Below are 14,067 nucleotides of genomic sequence, written 5' to 3'. Positions count from 1 at the left end.
TTATCAAATAGTCTTGTTGGGATTGTTTACTCAATTGCTGGATTTGGAAGTTTGATAGCAGTAACCTTTCTTTCTACTTTTTTGAATAAGAAGGATGCCTTTATCTTGATGAATGTATCAATGGCAAGTGGGATGGTAGAAAATTATGTGACTATTAGTCCGTCTCGCTCCGTTAGGTGCGAGACAAATAAACCACCCGCTATGCGGGTGCGCGTCGAAGGTTATACCAAAAAAACTCCAAACACGATACAATAAAGGTGTTCAAGCCAATTGTAAAGTGAAAGGAGAAAAACATGGCACAAAAGGCTCATAGTTTATCGCACACAAAGTGGCACTGTTCTATCATATTGTGTTCACGCCTAAGTATAGACGAAAAGTCATCTATAATCAATATCGAAGCAGTTTAGGCGAAATATTTCAACGCTTGTGTAGTTATAAAGGAGTTGAAATTATCGAGGGTCACTTAATGCCAGACCATGTACATATGTAAGTAAGTATTCCATCAAGGATAAGTGTTTCGAGTTTTATGGGTTATTTAAAAGGAAAAAGTGCACTCATGATGTTTGACAAACACGCCAATCTCAAGTACAAGTTTGGGAATCAGCATTTCTGGGCGGAAGGTTATTATGTGAGTACGGTGGGACTCAATGAAGCCGCAATTAAGAAATATATCCAAGATTAAAGAAATTATCCAGTGGATGATTTCTTCACGAGTATAAAACTTTGAGAACGAGTAAAGCATGATATAGCACTAGATAAATTAAGTGTAAAAGAGTATGAGGACCTCTTTAGGGATAGTGGTAAGTAATACTAGAGCCTATTTGAGAGGCAAGTGACGAGTCGGCTTGAACAAGGTAAAAGCCAGCGTCTTTAGGCGCTGGCTGGTAATTTGGGCTTATAGCCCTGGGACAAACCACCCGTTTGACGGGTGGTCATGATTCCCAATTATCAATTAGATATTCTGGAAGAAGAGAATCAAACAAAATATAAAATCTTTATACGTGAGACAACCTCATACTTTGTATATAACAAAGAACATTCGGATAAGAATCAGTATGTCAAAGGACGAACCTTGATAAGGTAGCTAACCAACGATAGTCGAGTAATACCATACAGAAGACCTACAGTTAAGAGTTTTCAGGAAAAGATTATTGATATTAACCTCTTCATTGAATTAACTGAAGCAGATAAGAAATACCAAGACATTAAAGACGAGTTAGTAAAAGAAATAGCAGAGATAGATATAAAACTAAATCAAATTAATGAAAAAATCGCCAACTTAAATAAGATGGCGGAAGTGCTTATCAATTTGAAGAGTGAAGATGTGAGCAGTCGAAAGCTTACAAGATATGACTTTTTAAAATTAAATTTGCCAGAATCAATTACAGTCGAACAAGTAACCGAAGAAATAAGAGTGTTTCAAGAGGAGCTAGGTCATTATCTTTATGAGTATGAGGGATTAGTAAAAAAGCTAGAGATGTTTGTAAAAGTACTGAATGATAAGAATTTTTATAAAAAATTTAGTATAGAAATACTATTGGAATAACAAGAACTAATCCTATGGTGGTTAAAGATTAACTATCTTTATGCTATTGATTAATATATTTGTCATAGTGCTCTTGGTACTGTGCTTTTATATTATGTTCTCCTAGAATTTCAAATACCTGAAGTGCTTGTTTCATCTTTTCGATTCCGTTCGCAGGATTGCACTTAAATTCAAAGTATCCACATGTATATAAGAAGACGGTTTGTTCATAATAGTTTAATTCATTATTTAGTAATTTTTTTATTTCTTTGATTAGAAAACTACAATTTTGAAATTCTTCTTTATCAATACTAACAATTAGGCAATTGATTGCCAATTGTGTAACAAGCCGTTTATTTGTCTTATTTAATGTTGAATAGATATAATTTTTTAACATTTCTATAGTTAATAGGAAGTAGGAGTTATATTTAATTGTTCTTACACAGTTACCTAATAGGATAATTTCATAGTAACCCCAGTTTTCAACTTTAAAAAGATAATCTGTTAGCTGTAATAACTCCTCGTCCGAGGGGAGAAAATTTTTATTTGTTGTATAGAGAATCGATTTTACCATTGTCTTTTCATAAGGACCCAAGTTATAACTTGAAGAGTTTGATAGTAATTCAATAATACTATCAAAATTTTTTGTGGAGTAGTGTTTTCGAATATATTGCACCAAGTTAGCGAATGATCCAGTTTTAGTAGAATTATTGTCATGAAGAATAATAAATTCATCCAAAGTTATATGTAATTTATCTAAAATATTGATTAGTCGAATACAAGAGATTTCTGATTCTCCCCGTTCAAATCTAGAGATTTGAGATTTAGATAAATTACTATCAGCAATTGAACATAAACTGATTTGCTTTCCTTTTCTAATTTTTCTGAGTGTTATACCAAGTTTTGATTTCATAATTTTCCCGTTTTCCTAACAAAAAAGTAATTGATTTTTATTTATTGTACAATAAATAAAAACTGAAAGGAAGTCTAAATATGAAGAAAATTTTAAAAAATTCCCTAATTTTATTGTTGGTTATGGATATTATTATTGTCGGTGGATAAAATGTTTAGGTGTACACCTAAGTCTTTAGAGATCATCTAAAGACCTAGTACTGGTTGGAAGACACGATGAAAGATAGTATGGTTAATTATTGGTTAAATTATTTTCCGGAGTATAGTTTAGAAACGTTTGAAGTAGAATAGATATTAAGGACCTTTCTTTCTCTTATTCCAAAGACTCAGCTCCTGTAATAGAAAATTTAAATTTGACTATTGAGTCAGGACAGAGAATTGCACTAGTCGGTCAACCGAGGTCAGGAAAAAGTACGTTATCAAAAATACCATCAGGATTATATAAGATTGATACAGGAAAAGTTTTATTTGATTGTGTAAATATTAATCAAATAGATAAAAAATATTAAGTCAAAATTTAGAAGTAGTTCCACAGGATTCATTTTTATTGAACAGAAGTATTCTTGATAATATAACTTTAAAGCACGAAGTTACTTCACAAAAGATAGAGGAAGTTTGTAAAGCAGTTCAAATCTATGATGAAATCATGGCTATGCCGATGAAATTTAACACTATCATCTCAGATTTGGGTTCAAATATTTCAGGTGGTCAAAGACAACGGATAGCACTGGCACGTGCATTAATAAATAACCCTAGTATTGTAATTTTAGATGAAGCAACTAGTGCATTAGACACTATTAATGAGGAAAGAATAACAAAGTATATAAAAAGTAAGGGCTGTACTCAAATAATTGTAGCTCATAGATTGTCAACGATTAAGGATGCGGATATTATTTTTGTAATGAAAAGTGGTAAGATTGTTGAGTCAGGAAATCATAAGTACTTAATGGCTCTTGGTGGAGAGTACTACAGCTTATATACAAAAAGGAAATTAGGTGTAAAGAAAATGAAGAAAGAAAATGAATATATAATTTCAACATCAGCCTCACTAGGGGTGATGATTGGAATAGTGTTTGCAATTTTTTTAGATTTTCCAGTTGAATATGGTATTTCTTTAGGCTTGTTGAATGGAATAGTATTGGGGTCGCTGATTTCTTACAAAAACAATAAGAATTAAGCATAATTTTTTGCTGTAAACTAAGGAGTAGAGATGGCTATAGTTGAAATTATAAATCTAACAAAAAGCTTTAAAGATATTGAAGTTATTCATAACACTTCTAGTAGAATTATTATCATGAAGAATAATAAATTCATCCAAAGTTATATGTAATTGAACATAAACTGATTTGCTTTCCTTTTCGAATTTTTCTGAGTGTTATACCAAGTTTTGATTTTATATTTCCCATTTTCCCAACAAAATTTCAAAGGTTTTTTATTTATTATACAATAAATAAAAAATAAAGGGAGGTTCAGTATGAAAAAACTTTTAAAATTTACATGAATATTGTTATTGATTATGGATATTATCATTATAGTCGGAGGTTGAATCTTACCTGTACAGGTAAGTGTTTAGTTATAACTTAACGCTTATTTTGGATTATTATGAAATAGATGGTGATTTTAGAGTATCTGGCGAGGATGTATATTTCATTGAGTTAGTAACTATGTATGGTTTAAGTGAAAATAGTGCGGTACCAACTCTTGCAAAGAGGTTTGGAATAAGTCTTACCGATTTAATAAAAAGTGATATTCATCGTGGTTTAACTAGAAAGAAGGGACATTTTGGATATTAACAAGAAAACGTTTTATACAATTACTTTTGGTGAGTTTATATCAAATGTTGGAGATAGATTTCAGAAAATTGCTTTTCCAATCTTAATTTACCAAGAATTTCATTCGTCTTTTGCAATGGGAGGAATGGTGATTATTGAATTGTTACCTCAATTCTTCTTGGGATTTGTTATGGGTTACTTATTAGATAATTTCAATAAGAAAAAAATACTATTATGGTCTACATTAATACCTGCATTATTATGTAGTGTAATACCATTATTTTCAAAATATTCAGTTCCTATATTTTTTTACTATATTATTGCATTTTTACTTCCTTTGTTTTCTACACTTTTCCAAACAGGATTCTCAGTCATTACTCCTGCCTTATTTGAGAAGGAAAAATTGCAAAAATATAATTCTCAGTTTCAAGGTGTACGAACTATTTCAAAATTAATCTCTCCAGCCCTAGCAGGGGTACTAATGTTAAAGTTTAATATTAATAGCATTTTTTTAATAAATAGTACTTCTTTCTTGTTATTATTTCTTTCAATATTAATTTCATATATTCCAGATCAAGAACACAAGGAGAATGGTAATGATGATATAAAAGAAATTTTTGTAGGTTTTAAAGAGAACTTTACAAATATTAAGTTGAGGATTTCTTTACTCTTTACTATTGTTGTGAATATCGCTATGCTAGGCTTCAATGCAACGATTATTTATTATTTACAGGATCAATTAAAATTATCAAATAGTCTTGTTGGGATTGTTTACTCCATTGCTGGATTTGGTAGTTTGATAGCAGTAACCCTTCTTTCTACTTTTTTGAATAAGAAGGATACCTTTATCTTAATGAATATATCAATGGCAACTATCCCACTTGTCATTATGGCAAGCGGAATAGTAGAAAATTGGATTTTTTTTGGAATTTGTTACTCAATTTTGAGTGGACTAATTACAATAGCTTCTGTATCAATTACAACAATACAGCAACAAGAAAGTACTGATTATAATATTGGTAAAATACTTTCTAGTTCTTTTGTAATAGCTACCATTTTTGCTCCTTTTGGAGGGATACTGGCTGCTTATTTTAATTGGCTTTAAACCCGAGATTAAGTCTAGTTATTTTGGGATTACTAAGTAGTTTATTGGTTATTCTTATAAAGAGTTATGAAAAAAATCTAACTAAGAAAAGAACTGCAATATTTATAAAGGAAGATTAGTGGATTAATTATCATTAGAAAAAATAATATTAATTCGTAGTAAAATAAAAAATTGAAAAAGGTTTTACATAATGTACTACCTTTTTCAGATTTAATAATTATTAAGGGGATAGAACTAGAGACCAAAAATACTGAATTTTAAACTGCACCCCAAAAGTAAGATTTTTTCTGTCTAACTTTTGGGGTCAGTACATTATCTCTAACTTCTGGGGTGCTTTTTCTATATTTAAATTTTTTTACAGTACCCATGTACGGATCGCATGGGCAACGCCTGATTCATCATTTGTTTTGGTGATGTATTTGGCGATTTTTTTGAGTTCTGGATTTCCATTTTCCATAACAACTGGGTTACCTACGACTTCAAGCATAGCACGGTCATTTTCTTCGTCTCCGATAGCCATGGTTTCATCTTTGGTCAATCCTAGTTTTTCAGCTAGGTGAGTGATAGCTGAGCCCTTGTCTACATTCTTTTTAAGGAGCTCAAGGTAGAAAGGAGCAGATTTGTTGATGGAGTAGCGCTCGTAAAATTCTGCTGGTATCTTTTCAATAGCAGTATCCAGAATTTCAGGTTCATCGATAAACATACATTTGACGATTTCCTTGTTAGCCATTTCCTCAGGGGTACGGTAGAAGATAGGCATGCTGACGAGGGTTGATTCGTGCACTGTGTATTTTCCGATATTGCGATTGGCAGTATAGATACCGTCTTTGGTAATGGCATGCATGTGGACACCGAGCTTGCGACTGAGGAATTCCATATCTAGATAATCCTCATAGGTCAAGGATTCGCTGATAATCTCATGCCCAGTAGCAGTCTCTTGGACAAGGGCACCGTTGAAGGTCACGACATAGTCACCCTCATCTCTCAACTGCAAGTCGTCCAGAAGTTTGGCAACACCTGCGATAGGGCGGCCAGTTGCAATGACGACTTTGACACCAGCTTCTTTGGCATCTTGAATAGCGGCAAATACTTCAGGAGTGATTTCCTTTTGACTGTTGACAAGGGTTCCGTCGATATCGACAGCGATTAGTTTAATACTCATAAATTTCCTCTTTTAGTTTTTATTTGGGGTAAAATGATCGTTCTCAATCAAGTGTAGAAATTGCTGGGTAATGCTTGCGAAGATGCTGTTTTGGTCTAACATTTCTTTCGGAAAATAAAAACGATTATCTCCGTGGCGACTACCAGCAAGGGATTGAACGATAGGAGACAGGCTAGAGAGTTCTGCTAGTTCTCCATTTTTTTGTATAATCTCAATCTGCGTTCGTGGATTTTCAGATTCGGGACGATAGATATCATAAGGAAGGTCAAAGTTCTTATGAATAGCTGTGTAATAGTCAGGATCAAAGCCGATATCTTCTACCAGTTTTCTCATAGATGCAAGCTGTTCTTGATCTTCTTGTGAAAAGGTGATTGATTTAAAGACCTTGCGATTGACAAAGCGTTGTGACAGGTCAGCTAAAATCTTGTCAGGACTGGTCATCCATAGTTGGAAATAGGTATTCATAACTCCGTCATCCAAAGATAGATAGTCAGCTAAGCTAACATTTTTTTCGAAAAATGGCAGTAGATGTGGTGATGTAAGTGTAAAGAAGTCCTTGTTTCCTGGATAAAGTTCTTTAGCACGTTTCAAAAGATTTTGCAGAAGTACTTCCATAGCACGTGTTGCTGGATGGAAATATACCTGCATATACATTTGATAGCGACTAAGAACATAGTCTTCGATGGCATGCATCCCGTTTCGTTGGAAAGCAATTCCGTTTTCGATAGGGCGAATAACTCGTAAGATACGTGTTAGGTCAAATTCCCCATAAGAAGCCCCTGTAAAATAGGAGTCGCGTAAGAGATAGTCCATGCGGTCTGCATCGATTTGACTCGAAATCAATTGAACCACCTGCTTATTTGGATAAGTATGGTCTATAACACTTGCTACCTTTTCAGGGAAATCTGGAGCTACCTGTAAAAGAACCTGGTGAATCTCTGTTTCGGGGCTTTGGATAATTTCCTGCGTAATCGCCTCATGATCGGTATCAAAGAGATTTTCAAAGGTATGCGAGTAGGCACCATGTCCTAAGTCATGAAGGAGGGCTGCAGTCATGGTTAGGAGGGACTCCGAGGAATCCCATTCTTTAGGATACTTTTCCTCAAAAATCTCGGTGATGCGACGTGCAATTTCGTAAACACCTAGACAGTGAGAGAAACGACTATGTTCTCCACCATGAAAGGTATAACTGGATGTTCCGAGCTGCTTGATACGACGAAGCCGTTGAAATTCTTTGGTATTGATTAAGTCATAGATAATCTGATTATCAACATGGATATAATTGTGAACAGGGTCACGAAATACTTTTTCATTCATAAAACCATTATAGCAAAAAGCCACAGTTTTTGGTAAAATAGTAGGATAAGAGTGAAGAAAGAGGACTTGAAGTGAAAATTCGAATGAGAAATACCATCCAATTTGATGAACAATTGGAAGTGATCGACCAACTTTATGACGTTGAGTTACGTGAGAAAGGTGATTTTTCCTATCTCCTTTTTTACAATGAAGAGAAAGAAAAAGTGGTACTCAAGTTTAATGATACAGAGTTGGTGATGTCTCGATTTTCCAATCCTAAGACCATCATGCGTTTTCTGAAGGAAGCTGATAGTTTAGCCTATATTCCTACACCAATGGGGATACAGGAGTTTATCATCCAAACAAGCCATTATCAAGTTGAACAACAAAAGATTGAACTAGCCTATCAACTACAAAACAACGAAGGAACTCCATTTGCGGACTATCGCTTAGAAATTACCTGGGGATAAAAAAGTGGAGGAGAAATCAGAAGTCAAAGTTTCGATTTCGAAGTTCCAAATCAACTAGCAGGTCAAAGTTTTTTTGCTAATAAAAAATGAGGTTGGGATTTTTGTCCCAGCCTCTATTTGATATAGAGTTCTTGATTTTTCAAGACGATTTCACGTACACTTGCAAATTTCTTCAGTTTTTTGAGGTCTTCTGGATGCGTTACAAGTGTGATTACATAGCCCTCTTTGCCCATACGACCCGTACGTCCAGCGCGGTGAGTGTAGGTTTCCATATCTCTAGGAACGTCAAAGTTAACCACGCATTCCAAGCTATCAATGTCGATACCACGAGCTAGAAGGTCTGTTGCAAGAAGCAGTGTTAGCTGATTATCTTTGAATTTTTCTAAGATAACTTTTCTAAATTTGACGTTGACATCGCTAGCTAGTGAAACAGCTAAAACATCGCGATACTGTAGTTTCTCTTCTGCACTTCCAAGGTCTGATAAGCTATTAAAGAAGACAAGTCCGCGGAAGTCCTCGACATGTGCTAGTTTACGAAGCATATCTACTCGGTGACGTTGGTCTACTTGCATGTAGAAGTGTTGGATGTTGTCCAATTTTTGATCAGAGAGGTCGATGGTGCGCGTGTTGGGTGTAATCTTATCTTGGTCAAACTTGGTAGTGGCACTCATATAGATGAGTTGGTGGTCACGAGGTGCATAGTGAGTGATTTTCTCAACAAAGTGAATCTGAGAATCATCAAGCAACTGATCGAACTCGTCAAGAATGATCGTTTCCACATTCATCATCTTGATCTTCTTCAATTTAATCAGTTCAAAGATACGACCAGGAGTTCCAATAAGGATTTCTGGGCCTTTTTTAAGTCGTTCGATTTGACGTTTCTGACTAGAACCAGAAAGGAAGAGTTGAGCAGTCAAGCCAATTGCTTCACCCCAAGTTTTAGTTACCTCAAAAATTTGACCAGCCAGTTCAGTATTTGGTGCTAAAATCAATAGTTGCTGCGCTTTTTTCTTTTGGAGACGAAGAAGACTTGGTAGGAGATAAGCTAAAGTCTTACCTGTACCAGTTGGACTAACTCCAAGAAGGGTTTGACCGTCTAAAATCGGATCAAAAAGCTGAGTTTGAATAGGGGTGAATTCTTGAAAGCCGAGGTGTTCGGTTAGCTCTTGCCATTCTTTAGGTAGTTTGGTTTTCATTTTTCTGCCTCAAATCTAATGCCAGCAGTCTGGCGCATGGTGTAGAGTAGCTTATGGACGTGTGTTGCATCATCCAACCAAGCTTGGTAAAGTTCTAGGTTTGGCTGCTTGATCATGTTAGCAAAAGCAGCGATCTCCTCAGTCATGGTGTGAGGTGCTTGCTGAATAGGTAGATGTGTTTCATTACCTTTATGATCAGTGAAAATAGCTGAGCGGACATGTTCAATAGTGTTGAGCGTCAAGGTTCCATCTGTTGTATATATTTCGCAAGGCAGATTAGAAGTAATGTTTTTACCAGCCTTGATATGGACTTGATAACCGGGATAAGATAAGATACCATCTCCATTTAAATCAATGGTGTTGTCAAGTTGCTGAGCTTGATAGGTCGCATCAAGTGCCTTTCCAAACAAGCGAACCGCAGCATAGATCGGATAAATTCCCAAGTCCATGAGAGCCCCACCAGCAAAACGGTCTGAAAATACATTCGGAGTGTTTCCGGAATGAAGGGCTGGCATCTTAGAAGAATACTTGGCATAGTTGAAATCTGCACCTAAAATTTGCTTGTCTGCTAAGAAGTTTTTAATAATTGTGAAGGCTTCCTCATGATAGTTTCTTGCTGCTTCAAAGATAAAACATTGATTTTCTTGAGCTATTTCAACTAAATCCTGCCATTCTTGTGGTTGAGTCACCGCTGGTTTTTCAAGGATAACATGTTTAGCCGATGCTAGAGCAAGCTTGGCTTGAGTATAATGCAGAGAATTGGGACTTGCGATATAGACAATATCAAAATCAGACTGGAAGAAATCCTCTAAATTATCAAATAGACTAACATCTGAATAGGAACTAGCAAATTGCTGAGCAGTCGTGAGCTTTCTTGAATAAACAGCCACTAACTGGAATTCCTGACTAGCATGAGCAGCTTCTATAAAGTGGTGACTGATTGCACCAGTACCGATAATACCGAGTTTAAGCATGAAATCTCCTTTTCTACAAGTAATGACTGCTTTCATTATATCACAGATAGACTAAACTAGCCAAAGGGAGACAATTCTTTTATTTGACACTTCGAATTTTCCTCAAAAAATGGTACAATAGATTCAGAAAAAATAGGAGTGTAGTATGAGATTATTACCTATGAGAAAAATTTCTCGTCATTCAAAAAGATTGGCGCTTTTTTTGACTTTTTGTGCGGGTTATGTAGATGCCTATACCTTTATCATACGTGGGAATACTCTAGTTGCAGGCCAAACGGGGAATGTCGTTTTCCTTTCCGTTGGTCTCATTCAGGACAATGTTTCAGATGCCAGCGCCAAGGTAATGACCTTGATTTCCTTCATGGTGGGTGTCTTCCTCTTGACAGTCTATAAAGAAAAGTTGAGGATTGTAAGAAAACCAATTTTATCCCTTGTTCCACTAGCAATTTTATCTTTGATTATAGGATTTGTTCCCTTGACGGTTGATAATATATACATAGTACCACCGTTAGCATTTTGTATGGGACTTGTAACAACAGCTTTCGGAGAAGTTTCAGGAATTGCATACAACAATGCTTTTATGACTGGAAATATCAAACGAACTATGTTAGCGTTTGGGGAATATGTTCGCACAAAACATACACCTTTTTTAAGAGAAGGACTCATCTTTGTTAGCTTGCTGTCGAGTTTTGTTATTGGGGTTGTTGTATCAGCTTATCTTAGTATTTTTTATGAAGAAAAAACAATTTTAGGAATTCCAATCATGATGAGTATTTTTTATCTAAGTATGCTTTTTGCATCTTGGAGGAAAAAAATAAGAGAAAAAGTTTAAATTCGATGATAAATACTTGTCAAAAACTAGGAATCATGCTATACTTGAAGAGTTGACTATGCACGATCCTGTGCAACCGCACGAACATCGTTGCTTGATTTTCAAGTGTAAGTGGTTCGTCCCACGATGCTAGGCGAGTCTTCACAAAAATATGGGGAAACCCCAAAAAATCATAGGAGGTGCATAATGAGCACATACGCAATTATCAAAACTGGCGGAAAACAAGTTAAAGTTGAAGTTGGTCAAGCAATCTACGTTGAAAAATTGAACGTTGAAGCTGGTCAAGAAGTTACTTTTAACGAAGTTGTTCTTGTTGGTGGTGAAAACACTGTTGTCGGAACTCCACTTGTTGCTGGAGCTACTGTAGTTGGAACTGTTGAAAAACAAGGAAAACAAAAGAAAGTTGTTACTTACAAGTACAAACCTAAAAAAGGTAGCCACCGTAAACAAGGTCACCGTCAACCATATACTAAAGTTGTCATCAACGCAATCAACGCTTAATTTTAAGGAGAACACATGATACAAGCAGTCTTTGAGAGAGCCGAAGATGGCGAGCTGAGGAGTGCGGAGATTACTGGACACGCCAAAATTGGCGAAAACGGCTTTGACGTCGTGTGTGCATCGGTTTCTACGCTTGCCACTAACTTTGTCAATTCAATTGAGAAATTTGCAGGCTATGAACCAATCTTACAATTAAACGAAGATGAAGATGGTTATCTAATGGTGGAAATTCCTAAAGATATCCCTTCACATCAGAGAGAAATGACTCAGTTGTTTTTTGAATCATTTTTCTTAGGTATGGCAAACTTATCGGAGGACTCTTCTGAGTTCGTCCAAACCAGAGTTATCACAGAAAACTAACACGGAGGAAAACATTATGTTAAAAATGACTCTTACTAACATGCAACTTTTCGCCCACAAAAAAGGTGGAGGTTCTACATCAAACGGACGCGATTCACAAGCAAAACGTCTTGGAGCTAAAGCAGCTGACGGACAAACTGTAACAGGTGGATCAATCCTTTACCGTCAACGTGGTACACACATCTATCCAGGTGTAAACGTTGGACGTGGTGGAGACGATACTTTGTTCGCTAAAGTTGAGGGCGTAGTACGCTTTGAACGTAAAGGTCGCGATAAAAAACAAGTTTCTGTTTACCCAATCGCAAAATAAAAAGGTCCAGTGAACCTTTTTATCCCGAGCCTTGAAATGTAAATGTAAAGGTGAGGAAGCTAGAAGTAGCATAAAATAAGGCTTTCCGAGTTTTCGGAGAGCCTATTTTTTTATCCAAAAAGAATATAAGAAATTCAAACCCTGCTCCTTCGTATTTTATATATAAAACAAAGTATGAAAACGTAACGCAATTTTAAGACTTTTTTGTAAATTAAGAGTATAATTAAAGTGTGTTACCTTTTTATAAAATAACAAGCTAATATAATAAATTTTAGCTTGCATATTTTTAAAATTTTATTTCAAGGAGGAATCATGGAAAAGTATTTTGGTGAAAAACAGCAGCGTTTTTCATTTAGAAAATTATCAGTAGGACTTGTATCTGCAACGATTTCAAGTTTATTTTTTATGTCTGTATTAGCTAGTTCATCTATAGAAGCTCAAGAGACTAAAGGTGTTCACTATAAATATGTGACAGAGTCAGAGTTATCATCAGAAGAAAAGAAACAGCTTGTCTATGACATTCCGACATACATGGAGAATGATGATGAAACTTATTATCTTGTTTATAAATTAAATTCCCAAAATCAATTGGGAGAATTGCCAAATACTGGAAGTAAGAATGATGTTCAAACCTTGGTTGCTGGTGCTAGCTTAGCTGCTCTGGGGATTTTAATTTTTGCCGTTTCTAAGAAAAAGGTTAAGAATAAAACAGTATTACATTTAGCATTGGTTGCAGGGATAGGAAACGGTGTCCTAGTATCAGCTCATGCTTTAGAAAATAATCTCTTACTGAATTACAATACTGACTATGAATTAATCTCAGGAGAAAAATTACCTCTTCCTAAAGATATTTCAGGTTACACTTATATTGGATATATCAAAGAGGGAAACGTAACTTCTGAATCTAAAGTAAGCAATCAAGAGAAATCAGCAGCCACTCCTACAAAACAACAAAAGGTGGATTATAGTGTTACACCGAATTTTGTCGAGAATCCATCAACAGTACAAGCTATGCAGGAACAAACATCTGTTTCTTCAACTAAGCCGACAGAAGTTCAAGTAGTTGAAAAACCTATCTCTGCAGAATTAACCAATCCAAGAAAAGAAGAGAAACAATCTTCAAATTCTGCTGTTGTACGCGCAAAAGGCAAACCTGAAGTCCAACCCGCCTTGCCAGAGGCTGTAGTCAGTGACAAAGGCGAACCTGAAGTCCAACCTGCCTTGCCAGAGGCTGTAGTCAGTGATAAAGGTGAGCCTGCGATCCAGCCAGAATTACCCCAAGCAGTTGTAACCGACAAGGGTGAGCCTGCAGTCCAACCCGCCTTGCCCGAAGCAGTTGTAACTGACAAAGGTGAACCAGCAGTCCAAGCAGAGTTGCCAGAAGCTGTAGTCAGTGACAAAGGTGAGCCTGCAGTCCAACCCGCCTTGCCCGAAGCAGTTGTTACTGATAAGGGTGAGCCTGCAATTCAACCTGAATTGCCAGAAGCAGTTGTTACTGATAAAGGAGAACCTGAAGTTCAACCTGCGTTACCCGAAGCAGTCGTGACTGATAAGGGTGAGCCTGAAGTTCAGTCTGAATTACCAGAAGCGGTTGTAACTGACAAAGGTGAGCCTGAAGTTCAACCCGCCTTGCCCGAAGCAGTTGTTACTGA

General features: G+C 35.9%; 15 protein-coding genes, 4 pseudogenes and 1 other annotated feature. Of the genes and pseudogenes, 13 read left to right on the top strand and 6 right to left on the bottom strand.

What is annotated here, in order from left to right; translation table 11 throughout:
- From HMPREF2805_RS11600 to HMPREF2805_RS10890, 3 pseudogenes are all read left to right on the top strand, one after another.
- Positions 1–255 (top strand): annotated as a pseudogene (locus HMPREF2805_RS11600) (hypothetical protein); the annotation flags it as partial.
- Positions 256–293: 38 nt separating this feature from the next.
- Positions 294–808: pseudogene (gene tnpA, locus HMPREF2805_RS10315) on the top strand (IS200/IS605 family transposase).
- 120 nt (positions 809–928) lie between these two features.
- Positions 929–1,546: pseudogene (locus HMPREF2805_RS10890) on the top strand (helical hairpin domain-containing protein); the annotation flags it as partial.
- 43 nt (positions 1,547–1,589) lie between these two features.
- Here the strand turns inward: HMPREF2805_RS10890 and HMPREF2805_RS10305 are convergent.
- Positions 1,590–2,438: a helix-turn-helix domain-containing protein gene (locus HMPREF2805_RS10305; RefSeq protein WP_075232429.1), complete on the bottom strand. Its 849-nt coding sequence runs from the start codon at positions 2,436–2,438 to the stop codon at positions 1,590–1,592.
- Between the two features lie 352 nt (positions 2,439–2,790).
- On the opposite strand from HMPREF2805_RS10305, the gene HMPREF2805_RS11150 reads away from it, so the two are divergent.
- Entirely contained in the window at positions 2,791–2,946 is a 156-nt protein-coding gene (locus tag HMPREF2805_RS11150; protein ID WP_261676390.1) for an ATP-binding cassette domain-containing protein, read from the top strand.
- 38 nt (positions 2,947–2,984) lie between these two features.
- Positions 2,985–3,614: an ATP-binding cassette domain-containing protein gene (locus HMPREF2805_RS10300; protein ID WP_261676388.1), complete on the top strand. Its 630-nt coding sequence runs from the start codon at positions 2,985–2,987 to the stop codon at positions 3,612–3,614.
- Positions 3,615–3,710: 96 nt separating this feature from the next.
- Here HMPREF2805_RS10300 and HMPREF2805_RS11400 read toward each other — a convergent pair.
- Positions 3,711–3,834: pseudogene (locus tag HMPREF2805_RS11400) on the bottom strand (Rgg/GadR/MutR family transcriptional regulator); the annotation flags it as partial.
- A 195-nt stretch (positions 3,835–4,029) separates the two neighbouring features.
- Between HMPREF2805_RS11400 and HMPREF2805_RS10295 the strand changes: the two are divergent.
- Positions 4,030–4,230 (top strand): hypothetical protein, encoded by a 201-nt coding sequence (locus HMPREF2805_RS10295; RefSeq protein WP_261676387.1) that lies wholly within the window; start codon positions 4,030–4,032, stop codon positions 4,228–4,230.
- Positions 4,220–5,314, top strand: coding sequence for an MFS transporter (locus tag HMPREF2805_RS10290; RefSeq protein WP_261676386.1), 1,095 nt, complete (start codon positions 4,220–4,222; stop codon positions 5,312–5,314). The genes HMPREF2805_RS10295 and HMPREF2805_RS10290 overlap by 11 nt, the downstream gene beginning before the upstream one ends.
- Positions 5,315–5,669: 355 nt before the next feature.
- On the opposite strand, the gene yidA is transcribed toward HMPREF2805_RS10290, so the two are convergent.
- A complete protein-coding gene (gene yidA / locus HMPREF2805_RS10285) occupies positions 5,670–6,476 on the bottom strand; it encodes a sugar-phosphatase (RefSeq protein ID WP_075232427.1) in 807 nt (268 codons plus the stop codon).
- 12 nt (positions 6,477–6,488) lie between these two features.
- A complete protein-coding gene (locus HMPREF2805_RS10280; protein WP_075232426.1) occupies positions 6,489–7,793 on the bottom strand; it encodes an HD domain-containing protein in 1,305 nt (434 codons plus the stop codon).
- 71 nt (positions 7,794–7,864) lie between these two features.
- Between HMPREF2805_RS10280 and HMPREF2805_RS10275 the strand changes: the two genes are divergently transcribed.
- Complete coding sequence (locus HMPREF2805_RS10275; protein ID WP_148131650.1) at positions 7,865–8,242, top strand: YwiB family protein; 378 nt, start codon at positions 7,865–7,867, stop codon at positions 8,240–8,242.
- Between the two features lie 113 nt (positions 8,243–8,355).
- Here the strand turns inward: HMPREF2805_RS10275 and HMPREF2805_RS10270 are convergent, their stop codons facing one another.
- Together HMPREF2805_RS10270 and HMPREF2805_RS10265 are read right to left on the bottom strand one after the other, a co-directional pair.
- Positions 8,356–9,438 carry a DEAD/DEAH box helicase gene (locus HMPREF2805_RS10270; protein ID WP_075232424.1) on the bottom strand — a complete coding sequence of 361 codons (1,083 nt, stop codon included), beginning with the start codon at positions 9,436–9,438 and terminating at the stop codon, positions 8,356–8,358.
- Positions 9,435–10,412, bottom strand: coding sequence for a Gfo/Idh/MocA family protein (locus tag HMPREF2805_RS10265; RefSeq protein ID WP_075232423.1), 978 nt, complete (start codon positions 10,410–10,412; stop codon positions 9,435–9,437). The genes HMPREF2805_RS10270 and HMPREF2805_RS10265 overlap by 4 nt, the downstream gene beginning before the upstream one ends.
- Positions 10,413–10,557: 145 nt before the next feature.
- Between HMPREF2805_RS10265 and HMPREF2805_RS10260 the strand changes: the two genes are divergently transcribed.
- From HMPREF2805_RS10260 to HMPREF2805_RS10240, 5 genes are all read left to right on the top strand, one after another.
- Complete coding sequence (locus HMPREF2805_RS10260; RefSeq protein ID WP_075232422.1) at positions 10,558–11,244, top strand: YoaK family protein; 687 nt, start codon at positions 10,558–10,560, stop codon at positions 11,242–11,244.
- A gap of 64 nt (positions 11,245–11,308) precedes the next feature.
- Positions 11,309–11,395 (top strand) — a sequence feature (ribosomal protein L21 leader region).
- Between the two features lie 35 nt (positions 11,396–11,430).
- Positions 11,431–11,745, top strand: coding sequence for a 50S ribosomal protein L21 (gene rplU, locus HMPREF2805_RS10255; RefSeq protein WP_000109137.1), 315 nt, complete (start codon positions 11,431–11,433; stop codon positions 11,743–11,745).
- Between the two features lie 15 nt (positions 11,746–11,760).
- A complete protein-coding gene (locus HMPREF2805_RS10250) occupies positions 11,761–12,105 on the top strand; it encodes a ribosomal-processing cysteine protease Prp (RefSeq protein WP_075229048.1) in 345 nt (114 codons plus the stop codon).
- Positions 12,106–12,121: 16 nt separating this feature from the next.
- Positions 12,122–12,415, top strand: coding sequence for a 50S ribosomal protein L27 (gene rpmA, locus HMPREF2805_RS10245; RefSeq protein ID WP_075229047.1), 294 nt, complete (start codon positions 12,122–12,124; stop codon positions 12,413–12,415).
- Positions 12,416–12,727: 312 nt separating this feature from the next.
- Positions 12,728–14,067: YSIRK-type signal peptide-containing protein (locus tag HMPREF2805_RS10240; RefSeq protein WP_148131651.1), on the top strand; the 1,340-nt coding region annotated here is incomplete at its 3' end.

The sequence above is a fragment of the Streptococcus sp. HMSC034E03 genome (assembly GCF_001811505.1).
In the GTDB taxonomy this organism is placed as follows: Bacteria; Bacillota; Bacilli; order Lactobacillales; family Streptococcaceae; genus Streptococcus.
This window is presented reverse-complemented; position numbering and strand designations above follow the sequence as displayed.